Source organism: Streptomyces kanasensis (genome assembly GCF_043077165.1).
GTDB classification, from domain to species: domain Bacteria; phylum Actinomycetota; class Actinomycetes; order Streptomycetales; family Streptomycetaceae; genus Streptomyces; species Streptomyces changanensis.
This window is the reverse complement of sequence record NZ_JBIBSF010000013.1, coordinates 68,271-86,923: the sequence shown is the minus strand read 5'-3', so window position 1 is coordinate 86,923 and position 18,653 is coordinate 68,271. Positions and strand designations below refer to the sequence as shown.

17 protein-coding genes are annotated in these 18,653 nt (G+C 71.9%); 11 read left to right on the top strand and 6 right to left on the bottom strand.

Annotation, left to right across the window (positions count from 1 at the left end; translation table 11 throughout):
- Positions 1-729: 729 nt before the first annotated feature.
- From ACF053_RS27450 to ACF053_RS27440, 3 genes are all read right to left on the bottom strand, one after another.
- Positions 730-1,791, bottom strand: a complete 1,062-nt coding sequence (locus ACF053_RS27450) for a hypothetical protein (RefSeq protein ID WP_391956459.1) — start codon at positions 1,789-1,791, stop codon at positions 730-732.
- A 346-nt stretch (positions 1,792-2,137) separates the two neighbouring features.
- On the bottom strand, positions 2,138-2,332 hold the full coding sequence (locus ACF053_RS27445; RefSeq protein ID WP_391956458.1) for a hypothetical protein: 195 nt from the start codon (positions 2,330-2,332) through the stop codon (positions 2,138-2,140).
- 141 nt (positions 2,333-2,473) lie between these two features.
- Positions 2,474-3,220 (bottom strand): hypothetical protein, encoded by a 747-nt coding sequence (locus ACF053_RS27440; RefSeq protein ID WP_391956457.1) that lies wholly within the window; start codon positions 3,218-3,220, stop codon positions 2,474-2,476.
- A 369-nt stretch (positions 3,221-3,589) separates the two neighbouring features.
- Here ACF053_RS27440 and ACF053_RS27435 point away from each other — a divergent pair, with 369 nt between their 5' ends.
- The gene (locus ACF053_RS27435; protein WP_391956456.1) at positions 3,590-3,838 is read left to right on the top strand and encodes a hypothetical protein; all 249 of its coding nucleotides are present in this window, start codon (positions 3,590-3,592) and stop codon (positions 3,836-3,838) included.
- A 717-nt stretch (positions 3,839-4,555) separates the two neighbouring features.
- Here the strand turns inward: ACF053_RS27435 and ACF053_RS27430 are convergent.
- Positions 4,556-5,596, bottom strand: a complete 1,041-nt coding sequence (locus ACF053_RS27430) for a LuxR C-terminal-related transcriptional regulator (RefSeq protein ID WP_391956455.1) — start codon at positions 5,594-5,596, stop codon at positions 4,556-4,558.
- 178 nt (positions 5,597-5,774) lie between these two features.
- Positions 5,775-5,951 (bottom strand): hypothetical protein, encoded by a 177-nt coding sequence (locus tag ACF053_RS27425; RefSeq protein WP_391956454.1) that lies wholly within the window; start codon positions 5,949-5,951, stop codon positions 5,775-5,777.
- 399 nt (positions 5,952-6,350) lie between these two features.
- Here ACF053_RS27425 and ACF053_RS27420 point away from each other — a divergent pair, with 399 nt between their 5' ends.
- The 4 genes from ACF053_RS27420 to ACF053_RS27405 all read left to right on the top strand — a co-directional run bounded on the left by ACF053_RS27420 (position 6,351) and on the right by ACF053_RS27405 (position 10,406).
- Positions 6,351-6,629, top strand: coding sequence for a hypothetical protein (locus ACF053_RS27420; RefSeq protein ID WP_391956453.1), 279 nt, complete (start codon positions 6,351-6,353; stop codon positions 6,627-6,629).
- A gap of 48 nt (positions 6,630-6,677) precedes the next feature.
- Positions 6,678-7,184, top strand: coding sequence for a DUF6624 domain-containing protein (locus ACF053_RS27415; RefSeq protein WP_391956452.1), 507 nt, complete (start codon positions 6,678-6,680; stop codon positions 7,182-7,184).
- A 988-nt stretch (positions 7,185-8,172) separates the two neighbouring features.
- Positions 8,173-9,210 (top strand): hypothetical protein, encoded by a 1,038-nt coding sequence (locus ACF053_RS27410; RefSeq protein WP_391956451.1) that lies wholly within the window; start codon positions 8,173-8,175, stop codon positions 9,208-9,210.
- Positions 9,210-10,406 (top strand): hypothetical protein, encoded by a 1,197-nt coding sequence (locus tag ACF053_RS27405; RefSeq protein ID WP_391956450.1) that lies wholly within the window; start codon positions 9,210-9,212, stop codon positions 10,404-10,406. The genes ACF053_RS27410 and ACF053_RS27405 overlap by 1 nt, the downstream gene beginning before the upstream one ends.
- Positions 10,407-12,067: 1,661 nt before the next feature.
- On the opposite strand, the gene ACF053_RS27400 is transcribed toward ACF053_RS27405, so the two are convergent.
- Positions 12,068-12,691 carry a hypothetical protein gene (locus tag ACF053_RS27400; RefSeq protein WP_391956449.1) on the bottom strand — a complete coding sequence of 208 codons (624 nt, stop codon included), beginning with the start codon at positions 12,689-12,691 and terminating at the stop codon, positions 12,068-12,070.
- Positions 12,692-12,922: 231 nt separating this feature from the next.
- Between ACF053_RS27400 and ACF053_RS27395 the strand changes: the two genes are divergently transcribed.
- The 6 genes from ACF053_RS27395 (at position 12,923) to ACF053_RS27370 (ending at position 18,610) form a co-directional block, all read left to right on the top strand.
- On the top strand, positions 12,923-13,111 hold the full coding sequence (locus ACF053_RS27395; protein WP_391956448.1) for a hypothetical protein: 189 nt from the start codon (positions 12,923-12,925) through the stop codon (positions 13,109-13,111).
- 619 nt (positions 13,112-13,730) lie between these two features.
- Entirely contained in the window at positions 13,731-14,177 is a 447-nt protein-coding gene (locus ACF053_RS27390; RefSeq protein WP_391956447.1) for a hypothetical protein, read from the top strand.
- A complete protein-coding gene (locus ACF053_RS27385; RefSeq protein WP_391956446.1) occupies positions 14,170-15,453 on the top strand; it encodes an MAB_1171c family putative transporter in 1,284 nt (427 codons plus the stop codon). Before ACF053_RS27390 ends, ACF053_RS27385 begins: the two co-directional genes overlap by 8 nt.
- A 141-nt stretch (positions 15,454-15,594) precedes the next feature.
- Entirely contained in the window at positions 15,595-17,145 is a 1,551-nt protein-coding gene (locus ACF053_RS27380) for an FAD-dependent oxidoreductase (RefSeq protein ID WP_391956445.1), read from the top strand.
- On the top strand, positions 17,142-17,297 hold the full coding sequence (locus ACF053_RS27375; RefSeq protein WP_391956444.1) for a hypothetical protein: 156 nt from the start codon (positions 17,142-17,144) through the stop codon (positions 17,295-17,297). The genes ACF053_RS27380 and ACF053_RS27375 overlap by 4 nt, the downstream gene beginning before the upstream one ends.
- Before the next feature lie 146 nt (positions 17,298-17,443).
- Complete coding sequence (locus tag ACF053_RS27370; RefSeq protein WP_391956443.1) at positions 17,444-18,610, top strand: ATP-dependent DNA ligase; 1,167 nt, start codon at positions 17,444-17,446, stop codon at positions 18,608-18,610.
- Positions 18,611-18,653 lie beyond the last annotated feature (43 nt).

Genomic DNA, 18,653 nt, shown 5'->3' with positions numbered 1-18,653 from the left:
CCCATGGGGCTGGGCCATGAAGAACCGACCGGCCACCCGCGCCGTGACCACTTACCACCCCGCCCGAGCGAAGCCGCATGAGAGAAGACGGAGGTCACCTCGCGGCTCACCACGGAAGCCGAGTTGGAAGCCCTGGGATACAAGGGCACCGTCCTCGCCATACAGATCGTCCGGACCACGTTCCGGGCCGACGGCACGCCCATCAGCAAGACCCTGACCACCCAGGGCGGGAGCACGGCCCTCGTGCTGCATCAGAACGCCGAGGACGTGGAGGACGGATACTCTCTCCACCTGGAAAACCTGACGTCAGGGAGCTGCGCGGGGTGGCAGGTCCGCTACGCCGGCCGGTTCCCGCGTGAGGGCCCACTCGTGGGGCCGTGGGCGACACCATCGCGGCGGCGGACGCCACGCTCGTCACCGCCCCGTCACGCATCGAGCTGGTCCGGATGGGGGCGGCGGGCTGCTCGCCTCCCGCCACGTCATGCACTGGCCGGACATGCTTCGCGTCGCGGGGCCGCTCATCACGAACCAGGGCCGACGAGGACGCCGCCCGCCTTGTCCCCCTCATTGCTCTTCAACCAGCTCCGGGCCGCCCGAGACTGTTCGACACGGCTGCCCTTGAACCGGCCGCCGGGCCGGTGCCCGGACAGCGGGCACACGGGACGAGGTGCCCATCATTTCCGGCCAGTCGAAGGGAAGCGCCAGGGCGCCCCCGGGGTGCGGCGGCCCTCAGGAGCGGTCCGGGCCCTCCGACCCCGGGTCCGCCACCCGGGTGCAGCCGCGCCGCTTCGCCGTATCGGCTACGTACGCGCGGAACAGGTCGGACATCGCCCGGGAGCCGACCACGTCGCCGTAGGGGTAGTTGGAACTGAGGGTGTGGAGGGCGGGCTTGCCGCCGCAGAGGGATGACGCCCACCAGATGTCGATGGTGTGCCCGCCGGTGCCCGCTTCGATCCTCTTCACCTCGCCACCGGGGACCTGGTATCCCACCGATCCCGCTTCCGCGCCGAAGTAGGAGGCGGCACGCAGCCACCAGGGCGAGATGGTGAGCGCATCGCGGGCGGACTCCAGCCGCTCTCCGGCCAGCCCTTCGGCGATGCGGCCCACCTGTTCGGGGCTGGCCGCCAGAAGACAGCCGTCCGCGGGGTTCGCAGTGCGGGCGGGCACTGCGAGGGCGCGGTCGGGCAGTCTGCCCTGCCCTCGTTCCCTGATGTGGCGGGCGAACCAGCTGCAGGTGCCCTCCGCCGTCCGTGCCGGGCGGAGAGCGGACGGTACGGGAGCCGACGGGGCGTCGGGCAGAGCGGGCAGCCGGGTGCGGCAGCCGAGCCGGTCGGCGAGCTCCGCCGTTGCCGAGCGGGCGATGCGGGTGAGGCGGTCGCGGTCCTCTGCGGGAACGTCCTGGTAGTCGGCGCGGGCCTTGACATGCAGTAGTTCTGGGGCGTCCTCGCGGCTGCCTGGTCCGCACTCGGCACGGGCTATCGTGTACCAGTTCCCGTACCACCCCAGAGTGCCGTCGCCCACGGGCCACGACTCGGGGCGCCGTTCGGCTGCTGCGGTGATATCGCGTCCGCGACCGCTGCCACGGGTGAAGAACGGCTCGACCCTGCTGGCGTCTCCGATCACGTGCAGCGGCTCAGAGCTGTCGCTGGTTGTCAGCTCCAGTGTGAACAGGCCCGTTGCCTTGCCGGGGCCATGCTCTCGGTAGATGCTGCAGGAGCTGGACGGCGCGCCGAAGCTGAGCCAGTCGTGCTTGCTGTTCTTCGCCCGGACCATCCCCCCTTGCAGATCCATCACCTCCGCCCCCGAGACGAGTCCGTCGCACGCGGCGTGGATGGCGTCCTCGCTGGCAGCACGGTCCCGGGCGTCGTCGAAGGTCAGCCAGCCCGCGTACAGGCTCAGTACGATTCCGCCCGAAGCAGCCGCCTGCCACAGCCTGATCCATCCGACCCGCACAGCGCCCCCCTGCGAAGGAAAGTCCGCCGCGGCGGGTACCGCGCATGAGGCCGTCCCTCTGGCGCAGCCGGCCGCCGCCTCCCCAGCCGTGCCCCGAGGTCTCAGCCGGGCCCACCGCTCGGCCGCGGGGCCCGCGCTCTGAGGGGCGCCGTACGGCTGCGCCACCAGGGCCGCTCGCACTCGGTCAGGCTGACGGCCGCGATCGGAGGCGCTGCATGTCCCGTACGCAGGCGTAGAGGGATCCGAGGAGGATCGCAGCCCCGGCCGCGATCCGCAGAGCCGATCCTCCGGACCGGTACTCGCGAACCGCCAAGACGAGCAGCAGCACCCCGGGCACGACGCCCAAGGCGGAGATCAGAGCAGTGATGCGGAGAGCCACGGGGACATCGTAGGCAACGGCTGCGGCCGGTGGGGGAGTTGCCGCGACTTCCCTGTCCGGCCCGGCTCCTGTCCGCCGGGGCACGGGTCCCTACCGGGACTCCTGCTCGACGTCCCGCACCTGCGCACCGCCGCCCGGGCCTCACGCTGCGGCCGCCCCTCCCGGCCCGGGTTCAGCGCGGGCGGCTGCCTCGCCCGGTTCCGCGGGGGGCGGCCCGAATTCCGGGAGTGCGGCCCCTGTGTGGGCCCGAAGGTGATCACTGGCATACTCGGCGGTCTTCTCGGCGAGGCGGCGGATGAGTTCGAGGCCGTCCCGCGCCTGGCCGCTCACCCCGGGCACCCGTGCACGGCCGTGTGCGATGTCCGAGCCGAGGGCGACGAAGTCGTCCAGTAGCCGCACCGTGCGCTGCTGGTCGCTCTGGTCCGACAGCCAGGCGGCGGTGATGTCGACGATGCCGAGGTTGCGCCGGAAGAACTCCTTCACCTGTGGAGGCTTCACCGTGCGGAGCGAGCGGTCGCACCGGGTGAGCCAGGCGGCCCGGGTCCGGAGGACCGCGCGCCAGCCGTCGTCCGCGAGGTCCCACACGGCAAGTTCGCTCCCCGTGTCGAGCAGGCTCTCTCTCAGGGTCTTCTTGACTTCCTTGGGCAGAGCCGCACTGTGCGGGGCGTGGCTCGCGAGGTGGTTCAGGGCTTCCGCGGCCAGCTCCCCGCAGAAGGTCTCCCAGGAAGCGCAGATCAGCACCACTGCGGATCTGCTCGCCGCCTGGCAGGAGGGGGAGGAGCGGCCGCCGCCGGTTCCTTCCTCCTGCGGCGGCAGCTCGACCAAGCGCCGGGCATCGGAAACGGCGCCGTCCAGGAGTCTGCGGTGCGCGGTTCCGAACACTGCCATGATCCAGCTGCCTCCCGTTTGAGCGCGGGGGACTCGCTTCCCCGCAGGAGAGGAGCCTACGGGCCCGCCATGCGGGGAGGTCCCGGCGATCACAGGCGGCGGGCCTCTGCCCTCAGCGGTCGGTGCGGGAGCGCCGCGCCGGGGTGGATCGCTTCGGTCGCTGCCCGCACTGGGGGCCCAAGGTGATGCTGTTCTCGCATTTCAGCGGCGCTATCGGCCGCCGCAGCAGTTGTGCCGCCCCAGGGGCGAGCGACTGAAGCGACCCAATTTCCGGCATGCAGTGACGGACGGCGGGCGGGCGGGGATGAAGCGGAAGGGTCGTCCCCAGTTCCGCATGGCGCGGAAGGAGGGCGGGCCTCCCTCCGAGGCGTGCTTCCACGGGACTTCCGGTCCCGGCGCTGGACCTGGGACCGGCCTGGCCGCGGCAGCGCGTTCGTCGGCCTTGCGTCGCTGCTCGTCAGCGGAGAGCTTGGACAGGTCGCGGACCTGCTCGACCGTACGGCGGCCGGCGACGAGGTCAGCCTGGAGATCGGGGGCCAGCTCGAGGTCGAGAGCTTCGACGAGATGGCCGACTGGCCGATGCCCAGCCGCTTGGCGGCCTTGTTCCGGGAGCCGTAGACCTCTACGAGCTTGAGCAGCGCATATGCCTGCTCCAAGGGTATGTCGTCGGGGCGCACATGGGCGACGGAGACTGCTTCGAGGAGTGATTCGTCGGGGGAGACCAGGGCGTTGTCGACGCTGACCCGGATCGTCCCGGCTCCGGCGAGGCGTGCCGCTTCAAGCCGGCGGTGCCCGTCGACCACGATGTAACAGGGGTCGGTGCGGAAGTCGGCCCGGATCTGCTCGGGCCGGAACGGGGCGAAGAACTCGGCGCTGGAGGTGTCGACGGGGAGGGGTTCGCCCCCAGCTCCCGCCAGGCGGCGATCCCCGCCTCGACGACGTCCTTCAGGTCGACTCGGTGCTGGACGGCGACGGCGTGGATCTTGAGCTCACGGCGAAGCCAGGAGTGGAGTTTTGGAAACGATTTTTTTCGGTCGCCACTGGTGTGAGGAGATGTCTTGGAGCGTCAGCTCACTCACGTCAGAGGGGGAAGCGGGTGCCACCACGTCAGTAGGACCTTCTGACGGCCTATCACGCCGTGATAGGCCCACCTGCCCCCACCCGGAGACACCCCTGCCGCGGCAAAGCGGCTGGGCGAGGACCGCCGCCGCCTCCGGCCCGCCGGCGTGCTGGGGCCCGGCACGCAGCGGGTCCTCGGCCCGTACGGGCCAGCGCAAGGCGGTGGTAGTTGCGCCTCCGGTGACACCTGGAACGCCGCACGCCCGCGAGGGCCGCTCATGCGCCGCTGTGCGATCCGTCCTGAGAAGGCAGGACCGACTGGGTCCGTTCGAAGGCGCGGCCCAAGGCGAACTCGGACGCGACGCCGAAGAGGTCGTAGAGCTTGCGCATTTCCTCGCCGATGGTCCGCGTGCTCAGCCCGAGCGCCCTTGCGATGCCGGCCCGCGTCGTGCCCGTCGTCAGGCCACGCAAAATCTCTAGCTGCCGGGGGGAGAGGTCGGTGGGCCGTACCCGGCGGTCATGTCCGCTCAGCCACGGCTCGGCCTCCCGCCACTGCAGCAGGTACGCCTGCCTCAGCCACGCCACCGCCTCCGGCATGGTGATCACCACGGCCGCCTCGCCGTCCGGCTCGCCCGCGGGGGTGAGCCGGAGGTAGTTGCTCACCACAGCGAGGCTGTCATCGATGACGACCATGCGGAGGAACGGTTTGGACAGGGTGCGCACGTGCCCGCCGGCCTCCGTGACGGCTGCCGCCCAGTCGACCAGGTGCCGCTGCCCGCGCGCACTCTCCTTGTAGATCGTGCGCAGAGCGATGCCGCGGGAGAGGTTCCGCGTGTCGAGCGGTGCGCTGGCCTGCATGGTCGCTGCGGGGCGGTCGTGGGGCTGAGCGGTCCAGATCGCCGTCTTCGCCCGCGCCTCCCCTCTGAGGATCACCCGGGACGCCTCGGCCTTCCCCACGGTGCGGATCCCCGGCAGGCTGCCTTCGCCCGCCGCCGGGAGGGACTCGAGCAGGCGGGGAAGGGAATGGAGTTCGCCGACCGCTGCTCCAATGCCTTCCAGCACGGCGTCGATGCGCTGCCGGAGGACGTGCTGCGGGTGGTGGACGAACCAGCGCCGGGGCCGGTAGGGGTTCCGCACGATGATGCCGAGATCCTGCAGCTCCGCGAGTTCCTCGGCGTAGCGCTCGGCAGCCGCGCCTGCGGCACGGCGGGCGGTGATGCCGCCCTTGAGCTCCTGCCATGCGCCCAGGACGCACCGGACGCTTCCCGCGGCCCCCTGGCACCGCACAGCGCCACCGCCCCTCGTGGTCTTGCCCATGTGCTGCACCGGCTCCGCTCTCGCTCGTCCGGGGCCGCAGGCGCAGGTGTGCGGCGCTGGCAGGCGCCGATCGAGCTGCCCCCCGTGGAAACCTGCTTCACGCCCTTTCGCCGGGCGACCCACCACTGTGCTCCCCTGCGCGGAGCGGCGGCGGGGAATGGACCGGGACCCCTGGGGTTCAGTCCCAGGACGGCTCGCCCGTATCCCGGGAGTCCACCGAGAGGGTGTGGGCGGCCGCCGACGGGCTGTCCCAGGTCGGCTCCTTCTCCGGTGCGCCGGCGGCCAGGGCGAGGAACCCGGCGGCAGCCATGACGGCCCCAGCCCCGGCGAGCAGGACCTTGCTGACCGACCTCATATGACGCTTCCTCCTCGTACTGCGCACGCGGTCACCTGGTGTGACGGCGTGGTGCGTAGATCGTATAGTCCGCCCGAGCCGGTACCGACTGCCGAGAACGGAAGTGCCGCAAGAGGCAGGGCGCGCAATCACGGTGCCGGTAGCAGGTGTTCGGGCGGGCGGAGCCGGCACCTGAGGAGCGCGGTGCGCGGTCTACTGGCGCTGCCGCGACCGGAGCCCCGCGCGGCTGCCGCGCAGCGCTCCGTCCCGCACAAGGGGGCCGTCGAGGCGCCGCGCAGCCGGAATCAGCCGGCGGCGCCTCCGTCGCCACGATCCAGCGGGAACGCCCGCGAGGACCCCGTCTGGACGGCCGCACCTGGTGGCCACCATCGACGCCGAACGGCCTTGGAGGACCTCGGCATGAGCCGCACCACGCCCGTGCGCCCCGTCGACGTCGAGGCGGTCTTCCCCGCGCTCGCCGCCCATCGGCGGACCACGACGCGGCCCCACCCGCGCCGGGGTGCCGCCACGGCCGAGCAGAGTTCCGTCGCCGGGCCCCGCAATCAGCGTGCCGGCAAGCATCGGGGCACGAGCCGAAAACTCCGGCTCTGGCTCCAGGGGTTGATCCATTATCGCGGTGCGCGCAGGCGCCTGTCACCGTTCTCCGGAATGATCTTCACGCCCGATATGTTCTTCTAGGGTTGAGGGCAACGAGCACAACGCATCGACTCGACCAGGGAGTTGAGAGTGACGCACGACGTTGCCGCGCTGGCGGAGGAACTCACGGCCATGGCCGCAACCGATCACCAGTCCTCAGCCCACGCGAATAGCGACGACCCCGCCGAGCGACTGGCGTGGCGCCGGTTGACCGTACGGCACGGTGATCGACTCAGTCAGATCATGGATGAGTACGGCTGGCCGACAGCAGAAGACGTCGGCGAGGAGGCCGCACGCGCGGCATGGCTGATTGCCCAGCACGCCGACCGGCAGCTCGACGTCCAGCGACGCGCCCTCCACCTGATGCAGCAGGCAGTGTTGGCAGGCACGGCCGGCCCACGTGAGCTGGCCTTTCTACGCGACCGCACACTGACCAACGAGGGGCGCAAGCAGATCTACGGCACTCAGATCGCCGGCGTGAATGACAGGGCACCGGTTCCGTGGCCCTGCGAAGAGCCCGAGCGCATGGACGAACTCCGTGCGGAAGTCGGCATCGAGCCCTTCGACGAGTACGTTGCCAAGTTCGCGATGGCCTGACGCCCGTTCCCAGCGGCGTCCGGCAGATCGTTGCCGGGCTCACGGCCGGCGTCCCAGCGCCGTTTGCGGCCGCCGACGCGGCTCTTGCCAGAGCACCAAGTTCCGACCCGACCCGTTCACGAACCGAGGCCGACACCCCCTGCGGGACGCCGGCCTGTGCCCGGTTGAGCCCGAACCGTTCTCCGCCGGTCGTGCCAATGCCCGTCCTCGTCGTCCACCGCAGATCGGAGAATCCGTCGGTCCCGGATCGAACACGGGTCGAGATCCCGTGGGCCGGCGGGCTGTCGGGACCCGTCGACCAGTCCGGATCCGATGCGCTCACGCTACCGCCCTGCCCCCTCCCCACGGCCGGAGAACCCACTCGTTCGGGGTGTGGCCGAAACAACTTGTCGGAACGAGGTCGACGCCCCTCACGCGACCGCCCGACGCCCGCCGGCGGGGCCGACTTCAGTGTCGAAGTGGGGCCAATTGAAGTTGCCACAAACGCCCCCGGACGGAAGGCCGGCGGCCACGCCTCGTGGCACCTGACCGATCCCGCCCCCGTCGACTGCCCGCAAGGCCGGTCTCCGATGCCGCCCCTGCTCACCGTGGACGAATGGGAGTGCGACGGGGCCTCACGAAGCCGGCTTCCCGTCGAGGACGGCGCCGCCGTCAGCGACCCCCGGGTCATCGACCCGGTCGGCGTCCACCTCGGGCGTGGCCGGATGCGCATCCACTGCTGCCCGACCGACCCCACGCACCCCCACCGGCTCAGCTCCCATGACCCCCTCACCGGCCGCCGGGGGATCGGGCAGAGCAGCGCCGGGGGCCGGCGGCCGCGCCGTGGGCCGCAAACGGTCCGCGCCCTGCCCGCCGACCGCACGTCTCTCCCCGTCGGGGCATGCGGAGCCGGCGGTGCCGTGAGGCGGGAGGCAGCGCCGGCCGGATGAACCCGCTGCCGTAGCATCAGGACGTTTGCGCTGAAGTCCACAGTCCAGGGGGGAACGGCATGGCCGGCAAGGCAGGAGGGCGGCCGCGCAGGGCGCCCGCGCTCGTAGCGGCCGGGGCGGCGGCGGCACTGGCAGCCACCGGGCTCGGTATGTGGGCCACGGACAGCGGGCCCTTCCGGGACAGTTACTGCTGGGGTGCCTGGCAGCAGGACAGCGGACCGGAGTTCCTCGGCGAAGAAGCACTCTCGAGGTCCGGGGCCGAACGCCGGTCCACGGAGTCCGCCCCGCCCTCCGCCGGCGAGCCGCACGGCACCTGCACGGTCGAGGTGGTCTCCACGGGCTCTCGCGGCACGTCCCGGCGGAAGCTCGTCCTGGAGTACGGAGCGGTGCCCGCCGAAGCCCGCGAGCGCCAGGACTGGATCGCCCGGTACCTCCACGGGTCGGCTTCTCCGCTGCCCGACGGGCTTCCCGGGTTCGCCGCCGCAGACCGCGCCATGCTCGTCCTGCCCGCCGCGTGCGACGTCGACGGCAGGCCCGCGGTGGTGACGATCCGCACCGAGAGGGAGGGAGGCGGCGGCTTCGGCGCGGGCTCCCGCATGGACGTGGCCCGGATGCTGCTGGACGCGGCCGGCGTCGGCATGCAGGAAGCGGGCTGCGCACCAGCCGAGCCACTGGCCATGTCGTCGCCCATGGTGAAGGTCGCGGCGCCGGACGGCCACGCCCGCACCCCCTTGTGCCGGATCCCCGGAGTGGTCTTCGAGTTCGGCAAGTCGTCCTACGAGGAGCAGGTCGGGGTGGTCAGCGAGCACCTCCAGACCTGTTCGGCGTGGGCGGCCGGGATGCGCGGGCCGGACGAGCCCGCGGCCCAGTTCGTGATGGCGGGCGTCCCGCGCATAGCGGCACTGTTCGCGGGGCTGCCCGAGGGCACTGGCAAGGGACTTGTGCGCAGGGTCTGCGACGGCCGGCCCACGGTCTTCTACGGGAGAGTGGGGCTGGGCCTGCAGGGCCGCGGCCGGCCCGACGACCGGCGGGTGTTCGAGAGCTTCGTCGCGTCCGCGAGCAAGCGCGTCGGGTGCGGGACCGGGGGAGAGGCGTGATGGCCGACACGAACGGCGGCAGCCGTGAGCCGGGCGCCGGCGGGAGCGCTGGCGGCGCTGCGGCGGACCCCGGCGCCCGGACCCCGGCGCGGCTGCCCCTTCTGCGGCGCCTGCTGCGGAGCCGTACTGCCCGTGCGGCCGTCGCCGCCGGGACCGCGGGCGCCCTCCTCGGCGCGGGGACCGCTGCCTGGCGCGCCGGTTCCCTGCCCCTGCTGAACCCCGCGGCAGCCCCCTGCTGGGACTCCTTCGACGACGGGACGATGGAAGCGCTGTTCGGCGAACGCGAGACCAGGGTCGAGGAGGAGTCCCTGCAGCCCGATCCGCTGGGGGGCTTGGTCTACGGGCAGTGCCGCATCACCAGTTACGGGGAGGGCAGGGCCGCAGGGCAGCTGACCGTGCGCGTCCGTACGCTGGACGGGCTGCGGGGCTCCGACGCGCAGCAGTGGCCCGAGGAGTTCCTCGGCGCCCGGATGGCCTCCATGGGAGCCGGTCTGCCCGGCATGGCGTCGGCGTCCCGGGCGTGGCTGGCCCTCCCGGAGAGCTGCACGGGGCCGACGGGCGAGTACGAAGCGGCCACGGTGGTCGACCTCGCCATGGGGGGGACCCAGTCGTTCTCCGAACACGAGGAGGAGGACCGTGCGGTCCTGGTCCGCGCGGCCGTGTCCGCCGCGAACGGCGTCCTGCGCGACTTCGGCTGCTCGGGTGCGTACCGGATGCCGGGCCGGCTTCCCGAGCCGACCGTCCGGCAGGACGTCACCGCGCACTCCTTCTGCGGGATCAAGGGCCTCACCCTGCCGGCCGCCTACCGCGAGGGGATGACGTGGTCCCGCACCGGCGGTAGCGGCGAGGGCCCGGCGGGCGTCTGCGAAGTCAATTACAAGAGCCTGGACGCCACCCTCCGCTTGACGACCGTGGTCGATCCGTCGTTGAGCGCGGTGTTCTCGCGTGACGTGCTCAGAGGAGGGATCCACGTCAGGGGAACCAAGGGGAACGGCACGGTGAACCAGAAACGCGCCGTGTACGAGGCCGCCTGCCAGACCGGTCCCGTGGTCTTCATGGTCGAGCAGAAGTCGTCCCTGGAAGACGGCCGCTTCGACCTGACCCGGGCACTGCTGCCCCCGTATGTCGCCGCCGAAGCCGAACGCATCGGGTGCGGCCCGGAGAAGGTCGCTGTCACGGACCCGCCGCGCCGGTGACCCCGCCGATGCGGTCCCCAGCCGGGACCGCGGCCCGACTTCCGCGGGCAGGCGCTCCGGGAGGCGGCGGCCGCATCCGAGCGCCGCAGGCCCTGGGAAGACGACGCCGCAGCCGGGCCGTCCGCCGGTCGGACGGCCCGGCTGCCGCCTCGGGGGAGGCCGAGCCGACTCGGCTGTGGCCGCCGGTCGATCGTCAAGCCGGCCCGGTAGTCCTCCGGAGAGGAGTGCCCGACCGGGGCGGTGCAGGCGGCGGTCACTGCTGCCGGGAGCGTGCGTGAGGCGGTACGACCGGATCAGACGGAAGCCTCCGGCGGCGCGGTCGCCGGGCGGTGGCGTCTGGCCACCCGGAGGGGGGCCGGGTCAGACGGGCGGGACCCGGCTCGCCTGCCAGCCGGATGCGCCCGCCGCACCCGCGCTCCTACCGAACGCCCGCTCGGCGCTGCAGCGCCCAGGGCGCCGGTCATACGGCGCACGGGCCCTCCAGGACCATTACGGCCCTCCGTCACCCTGTGGCCGGCGCGGTCGAAGGCCGCGGCCATCGGGATGCTCTCGGTGTCCGTCGTCGCGGTGACGTGCTCGGCACCTTCGAGTGCGTGGAAGCGGTGATCTCGCCGAGGATCTCGTCGATCAGACCCTTGCCGCGCTGCTCGGGCGCGACCCCCAGATGACCGACATTGCGGTGGTACGAGGCGGCCGACGGCACAGCCGGCCCGGCGAGGGTGCCGCCAGGCAGCTCGGCCGGCTTCCACCTGCGGCGCTCCCCGGGCAGTCAAGGTAGAACCGCATGCCCTCCTCGGCCACTTGCCTGGCGTCCTTCGCGGGCAGTTCGTCCCGGGTGGCCGCGTCGAGGCTGCCGGCCGACACGCGGGCGAAGGCGTGCGGGAACCCCTCGTCGCCGCCCTCGCGGAACGTCAGGCGGTCGGCGTCCGCCGGGATGGCCGCCGCAGGCTCCCACTCGTAGCGCAGGCGCTGGATCTCCCGGCTCGATCCCGTCCGCGAGCGGCCGGCCGCCCCGGCCCGCTGCGCCGCGTCGGGCCCCCGGCCGCTCCGGGCTGTCGGGCGGCGGGGTGGCGCCGTCCTCGTCTGCCTGGACGGCTTGTCTGCTCAGCTCGGCGGGCGACAGGGCGGCAGCGAGAAGCCCGGTATGCCGCATGCGGTGGGCCTACTGCGCCTGCGCGGCCGGACCAGCAGCGGGCGGACAGGACCGCCCTTCGCGGGGCGGGGCGCATCCCCAGCGGCCGCGTGCCGCTGCTCCGCCGTCGACCCGGCTCTCCTGTGCTTGCTCCCCGCTATTCCATGTGCCGTTCCTCAGACCGGCTCCACCATTCCCCCAGCCGGAACGCATCGCCTGGCACTATGCGAGCTTCTCGTACAGGGGGGCCAGGATGGTCGTCACGGTGCGGGTGCTCACCCCGAGCTCGGTAGCGATGACCGCCGCCTTCTTGCCTGCGCTGAACCCGCGGAGGATGACTGCCGAGCCGTCGTGATCGGGCCCTGGCCTGACCTCATGGGGGCGACGTGCCCGCCCATCCACGGTTCGGCCCGGTTCCACTGGGCCAGGTATACGGCCCGGATGAACGCCACGACGCCCGGATGCGTCACAGCGAAGGCGGTGGAGGCCGTGGCGGGGTCGAGGTTGTCGCCCTGCCGGTAGTCGCTGATCATCGCGAACGTGTCGTCGATGATGACCGTGCGGAAGAAGGGCGGGTTGAGGATCCGCACTTCGCTCCGAGCCCGGTGACCTTGGCTGCCCAGCGGGCCATGTGGGCCTGGTGCCGGATATCGGGGTAGATGGTCCGCATCCGGATCCCGCACTGCAGCTTCCGGGTGACGTCGGGCTCGGAGCGGGACATGACCTCGGGTGTCCGCTCCTTCGGGTGCGCGGTCCAGATGGACGACGTCACACCTGCCATGGCCTTGGTGATGGCGGAGGTGGCCTGCTGCTTGGTGCCCATGTACTCCACACCGCTGCCGTCCTCCGCCGAGTGGGGCAGGATGCCGAAGAACTCGGGAAGGTCGAGGAGGGTGCGGCTGGCCGCCGCGACGGTGGCCGCGGCCTGCTCGACGTAGGCCTTGTAGACGGTGTGGTGATCCGGAAGCAGATACAGCGGGTCGTTCGCGTACACGTTGGGGAGGACGAGCTTGGCGTCGATCAGCTCCTGCAGGCCAGGTGTGCCGTCTTCCCAGGTGAGCTTCCCCCGGGTCATCGCCGCGTAGAGCGACAGCGCGTCCTCGGAGAGCTTCCCCAGACCACCCACCCCGGACTCCTCAGCCGACTTTGCCATGGTTTGGAACCTTCGCAGCCTGGAAGTGCGCACACACGAAACACGTTTGGCTTGAACAGGGCTACCTCGAACGTGGAGCCTACACACAGCGGTTGCGGTGCTTCGCTCGCCTGTGCGGGTGCGGCGCACCCACTGCCAAGCGTCGGCGCCCTCGGCACCGGCGCTGCGCGGTAGGGGATGGACAGGTCGGCCCCTCGCCGACATGCCAGTCGCCACAGGAAGGGCAAGAGCATGGGAATCCGCAGAGTGCTCGTCGCGGCGTGCACCATCACCGCAGCGGCGGCGAGCCTGCTCCTCGCAGGGTCGACCGCCCACGCCGGTCAGTCCCCGGAGTCGGCCGCGACGGGCACCGCCCGCTCGTCCGACCCCACATGGGACAGCGAGCCGCAGCGCGCGCTGCTCGACCCCATCTGGGACTGACCAGGCGCATCGCCACCGCGCGGAGGCGCGGCCGCCGCTGGGAACGGCCGCCGGCCCAGACTCGGCGCAGGGAGGGGCCTCGCCCGCCGACTGTCCGCGGTCGCCGTATGCGCTGCTGCTGCGAGGGCCCGGGCCTGCCACCTGGCGGGCGCTCGTTGCCGGCCGGGTGGTGCGGCCGCAGCGGCCTGGCTTCCGGGGGCTGTGCGGGTCGGAATCGTGCGACCGCGGCCTTCCATGGTCCTGCGAGCAGCTCGCGCATCGGCTGGACGGCTGCCTTCGCCGCGCTGGGCTGCCCGCGCCAGCCCGGTGCCGCAACGCGGCGGGCTGTGCGTCCCGGGCGGGACCGGCCCCACCGGCGTGCCTCAGGCGGTTCGGCAGCTTCCTTGGACAGGTCCACCAGTCCGGTACGGGGAGACAGACCCCTCGTGGAGTTATGGACGCAACCTCGAGTAGCAAGCACCAGTGCGGAGACGGCACCGCGGAGCGGATACCCCAGTGGCCGGGCTCCTTGCCGGGGCACGTGAGATCACTGTGGGCTTCGTTCAAAGAGCAGGTGGCGATCCACTTCGCCACACGGTCCACGACGCGGCTCATCCGCCGGGACCTCGGCCTCTCAGGCGTGCGGACCTTGCAGGACCTCATCGACACCGTCGCGGCGCGGCGCGGCAAGCCGATCACGGTCACCGAAGTACGGCTCCCGCCGGAGGTATCCGCGTTCTGCGCCCGCGGCAAGGAGCGCGACTTCATCGTCATCGACGCGACGGCGTCCCAGCTCACCCGCCTGCATGCCGCCCTCCACGAGCTGTTCCACCTCTGGGAGGAGCACCCGGCGGAAGGCCACACGCCCCGGCCCATGTCCGAAGAGACCGTCCGGCAGCTGCTGCCCAACTTGAAAGCGGGACCCGTGCTCCAGGTCCTGACCCGGTCGCACTACGACGACGCCCACGAAAGGCGTGCCGAGGCGTTCGCCACGGTCATGCTGGAGCGGCACATCCGGCTGCGGGGCAGCGAGGACTCCGACGGGTTCCTGACCTCGGCGTTCACTCATCGGAGGTCCGGTGTCTGAGAGCCTTTCGAATGTCGTCTACCTCAGCATCTTCGTCATCGCGTCCGCAGTCACCGTGTTCAAGTTCCTGGCGCTGAGACGCGATCCGACGCCGACGCTGGCGCTGACCGCGGTCATGTTCCTGACCGCTTCCCCGGTGTACGTACTGGCTTCACCTGCCGGGTACCGGGCGGTGGGGGAGACCCTCGACCAGCCCAGCTTCGCAACGCTGCCCGTCTCCCTCGGCATCTTGGCCTGCTTCGCCTACACCCACATCATCACGTTCCTGATGGACCAGAAGCTCCGCGAGGATCCTGGCGCACTGCGCCGGGTCGTGGCGAAGTGGACCGCCGCGTACGTGACTGCCGCGCTCCTGATGGTCGCGCTCTTCTCCTCGGCGGACCTGTCGGATCCTGCGGACCCCTTGAAGTTCAACACCCACTACGCGGACGACCCGCTGGTGCTGGCCTTCCTCGCCGTGTTCCTGGCCACCTTCGGGTGCGGCACGCTGAACACCTTCTGGCGCTGCCGCCGACTCACCCCCGAGGACCCCCGGCTGCAGCACTCCCTGAAGGTCTTCGGGGTGGCCATGTGGTTTGTGTTCGGTTACATAGTCCTCAATGTCCCGGCCATCGCGCTCGCCGCGTTCGGCAACCACAGCCTGGACACGGTGGCCCTGTGGGGGAACGTCACCGGGGTGACGGGCTTCCTGTCCATGTGCTACGGCCTGTCCGGATCCGCGGTCGGGCACTGGCTTCGCGAGCGCCGTGACATCACGGCGCTGCGACCCCTGTGGGACCTCGTCGTGGGCGGGATCGACGAGGAGCTCGCCTTCAGCGTGAGGAGCGCCCGCAGCACCCTTCTGACGTCGAATGTGACGTTCAACCTCCACCGCCGGGTCATCGAGATCCTCGACGGCATGCGGGCGCTCCGCGCCTGGGTGGCCCCCGGTGCGGCGGAGGCGGTGTACGCCGTGCACGCCCGTCGGCAGTCTGAGGACCCGGATCAGCCGCCGAGCCTGTCCGAGGCGGACCTCGCGGCGGCAGCCACGGCGACTGCGCTCCGGGACGCCGTGGACCGCTTGCACGCCGCCCGGCGCCAGAGGGCGCTGGAAGGCCGCCCGGGCCACCCCCACCCTCCCGCTGCCGCGGGCCGGCTGCCCGGCGAGGACACTCCCGCGGGTGCGGAGCGCGATCGCCTGCTCCGGGTCGCCGGAGCGCTGCGCGAGCCTCTGGTACAGGCAGCCCTGCAGGCGCTGCGGAACGATCGGGCCGCCATCGCGGCCACACCTCATTGACACGGCCCCGCCCGCTCGCCGACCGCGGGCGGCCCACCAGACCAGGCGGACCGAGCGGGTTAGGGTGCTGTGTGCGCGCCGAGGGGGCGGCCAGCAGGGTGCCAGCGCGGGCCAAGTGCCGCGCCGACAGGGGGAGATGACATGAAAGCTGCCGTGGTACTGGGCGGGAGCATCGCAGGGCTGCTCGCAGCCCGGGTCCTGAGCGACCACGCCGAGAAGGTCGTCATCCTCGAACCGGACAGCCTGGCCGGGAGCGGGCCGAGCCGGGGCGCACCGCACCGCCAGCAGCTGCACGCACTGCTCACCACGGGGCACGCCCACTTCGAGCAGTGGTTTCCGGGAATCACGAAGGCCCTCACCGACGGGGGCGCCCGCATGGGCGACGGCTCCGCCATCCAGTACTACGTGGACGGCGTCCTGCGACCCGCTGTCTCCGGCACCGGCATGCTGGGCGCCACCCGCCCCTTCATCGAAGACCACATGCGCCGCCGGGTCCTGGCCCTGCCCAATGTCACCCTGCGGACCGGCCGCGCGCACGACCTGGTCTTCAGCGGCTCACGAGTCAGCGGAGTGCGCTTCTCCTCCTGCGAGGACGACCGCGCCGCCGGCCCCGTTCCCGGCGGCCGGCTCGATGCCGACCTGGTCGTGGACGCCATGGGCAGGTCCAGCCGCCTCGGCGCCTGGTTGCTGGCGCACGGCTGGGACCAGCCCCCACACACCCGGCTGAAGGTCGAGATCGGATACGCCACTGCCTACTTCCGCCGCGGCGACGAGCTCGATGGGCTGGTCGTCGCCCACTCATCACCCGGCCCGGGGAGCGGGTACCGCTACCGCGACGCAGTCGAGGAGCCCGCGGCCGTCACCGCGCTCGAAGCAGACCGGTGGGGAGCCGTACTCGTCGGCTACACGGACTACCGGCCGAGCAGCGACCCGGAGGAGTTCACGGCTCGCCTGCTGCGCTCCGCACCCCCGATCCGCACGGTCGCCGAGAACTGCGAACTCGTCTCCGGCGTCGCCACCTTCCACTTCCGAGAGAGCATCCGGAGGGACTTCACCAAACTCGGACGCTTCCCCGGCGGGCTGGTGGCGGTGGGAGACGCCATCGCGTCCGTGAACCCGATCTACGGCCAAGGCCTCACGATGGCCGCGCTCCAGGCGTCCTCCCTCTCGGCCTACCTGCGCACCGGCGCCTCGCCCCATAAGGCAGCGTGGGGCTACTTCCGCCGAGCCGGCGCCGTGGTCAACGCGGCGTGGCAGGTGTCCGCCACCACCGATCTCGCCCAACCGCACATCGCTGGCGCCCGGCCCTGCATCTACCCGCTGACCCGCTGGGTCACTGACAGGGTCATTCAGGCGTCCGTGATCGATCCCGCTGTGAACCGCGCGTTCATGGACGTCGCCCACATGCGTGCCCGCCCCCAAACGTTCAGCCGGCCCGGGGTCCTCCTCGCCGCATCCCGCGCGCTGGCGTCGCAGGCGCGGCGGAGGACCGCCGTGCCTGAGGGGAGCCGGACGGGAGGGCGCACGGACGGGCCGACCGATGCACGAAACGAAAGAAAGTACCGGACCATGGACGACGGAGGGCGAGGACTGTCCTTCTGGAGCGAAGCGAACTTCAAGGGGGAGGTGCACCGGGCGGAGATCCGTTCGGAAGGACCAGTGACTCTTCCGTTTCCGGCGAAGCGGCGGTGAACGACACGATCGACGAGCACTTCATCCTGCACCGGCACGGCTCCGGCGCCGATGCCCTGAGCGGCGAGCGCACAGCCGCCCTGGTCCCCGGGGGGTACTGGAGCAGCGAGAACGTCGCGATCGGCATGTACGAGGCCTGCCCGGACGATTGATGCCGCGAGGAAGCGTCATGGTAGTGAGGCCGAGCGTGCTGCGGGAGAGGCTGAAGCCAGGGAGGCCTTGGGTAGGGGCAACGACATGGATGCCGTCTGGCCGCGCCCAGTGGCGGGGGACATCGCCCAGCCCGTAGACCGGAGGTATGGTGCTTCGGCCGCCGGTGGAGCCGATGCTGGGGCAGGCTCGCGACACGGTGCCCGCGCCGGGCGCGCTTCCCGGGGAGCTGCGGTTCCAGCCCAAGCTCGACGGCTACCGGGCGATCGTCTTCACGCCGTGGCTGGCGCCCGGCCCGCTGCTGGTGCAGTCCCGCCGCGGCAGCCTCCTGCAGAGCCGCTTCCCCGACCTCGTGGACGCGGCCGCCCACCTGCCCGACGGCCTGGTCCTCGACGGCGAGCTGGTCGTGTGGGCGGAGGAGAAGATGTCGTTCGAGGCGCTCCAGCGGCGAGCCGTCTCCGGCGGCCGCACCGCTGCCCGCCTCGCGGCAGAGGTGCCGGCGCACTTCATCGCCTTCGACGTCCTCCAGATCGACGGCCAGGAGCTGCTGCACGTCCCCTACAGCGAGCGGCGCGCCCAGTTGGAGCGGTTGTTCGCCGACCACGGGCTGAGCGCCCCGTGGACGCTCTGCCCGGAGACGACCGACCTGGCGACGGCCAAGGAGTGGCTGACGTCCTGGACGCAGGTGCCCGGCGTCGAAGGACTGGTGATCCGGGGGAGCGGCCAGCGGTATCTGCCGGGAGCCCGTGCGCTCTACAAGGTGCGCCGCCGGGACTCCACCGAGGCGGTAGTCGGCGCGATTACCGGAACCCTGTGGCGGCCGCAGGCGCTTGTGCTGGGCCGTCTCGACGCGGCCGGGGCGCTCCGGCCGGTCGGCCGTAGTACGCCGCTGCGGCCGGACGCGGCGCGCGACCTGGCCGACCGGCTGACACCGGCAGGACCCCGGCACCCCTGGAAGGGGGTGCGGTCGGCTCACGACCTCCTGGGGGTCGCGCACCCTGCTCGACGTCGTGCTGGTCGAACCGGAGCTGCCCGCCGAGATCATGGTGGACACGGCGCTGGAGCGCGGAGCGTGGCGGCACCCGGTGCGCTTCGCCCGTCTTCGGCTGGACGTCGCGGTCGCGGACGTCCCGCCCTTCGGCGCGGGCGCCGAGCCCGCCAGCGGGTGACGGGCCCCTGCCCACCGCTCCCGATGCTGCCCGGGGCCGGTGAGGATGTCGTAGGTGCCAATGCGGCGCCAGATGACGTGCGGTGTTCCTATTTTTGGGCTCGTACTGCAAGGTGGCCCGCCTGTTGCCGTCCCAGGTCAGCCTGATGACACGGGCCGCTGGGTACGCCCTGCACTGGTGGAGTACGTG

What these genes read in the sequence shown, in the direction of transcription:
- ACF053_RS27450 (WP_391956459.1), bottom strand. Translation starts at nt 1,791, where the DNA reads ATGGATCTGCAAGGGGGGATGGTCCGGGCGAAGAACAGCAAGCACGAC.
- ACF053_RS27440 (WP_391956457.1), bottom strand. Translation starts at nt 3,220, where the DNA reads ATGGCAGTGTTCGGAACCGCGCACCGCAGACTCCTGGACGGCGCCGTT.
- ACF053_RS27430 (WP_391956455.1), bottom strand. Translation starts at nt 5,596, where the DNA reads ATGGGCAAGACCACGAGGGGCGGTGGCGCTGTGCGGTGCCAGGGGGCC.
- ACF053_RS27425 (WP_391956454.1), bottom strand. Translation starts at nt 5,951, where the DNA reads ATGAGGTCGGTCAGCAAGGTCCTGCTCGCCGGGGCTGGGGCCGTCATG.
- ACF053_RS27420 (WP_391956453.1), top strand. Translation starts at nt 6,351, where the DNA reads ATGAGCCGCACCACGCCCGTGCGCCCCGTCGACGTCGAGGCGGTCTTC.
- ACF053_RS27410 (WP_391956451.1), top strand. Translation starts at nt 8,173, where the DNA reads ATGGCCGGCAAGGCAGGAGGGCGGCCGCGCAGGGCGCCCGCGCTCGTA.
- ACF053_RS27405 (WP_391956450.1), top strand. Translation starts at nt 9,210, where the DNA reads ATGGCCGACACGAACGGCGGCAGCCGTGAGCCGGGCGCCGGCGGGAGC.
- ACF053_RS27400 (WP_391956449.1), bottom strand. Translation starts at nt 12,691, where the DNA reads ATGGCAAAGTCGGCTGAGGAGTCCGGGGTGGGTGGTCTGGGGAAGCTC.
- ACF053_RS27395 (WP_391956448.1), top strand. Translation starts at nt 12,923, where the DNA reads ATGGGAATCCGCAGAGTGCTCGTCGCGGCGTGCACCATCACCGCAGCG.
- ACF053_RS27380 (WP_391956445.1), top strand. Translation starts at nt 15,595, where the DNA reads ATGAAAGCTGCCGTGGTACTGGGCGGGAGCATCGCAGGGCTGCTCGCA.
- ACF053_RS27370 (WP_391956443.1), top strand. Translation starts at nt 17,444, where the DNA reads ATGGTGCTTCGGCCGCCGGTGGAGCCGATGCTGGGGCAGGCTCGCGAC.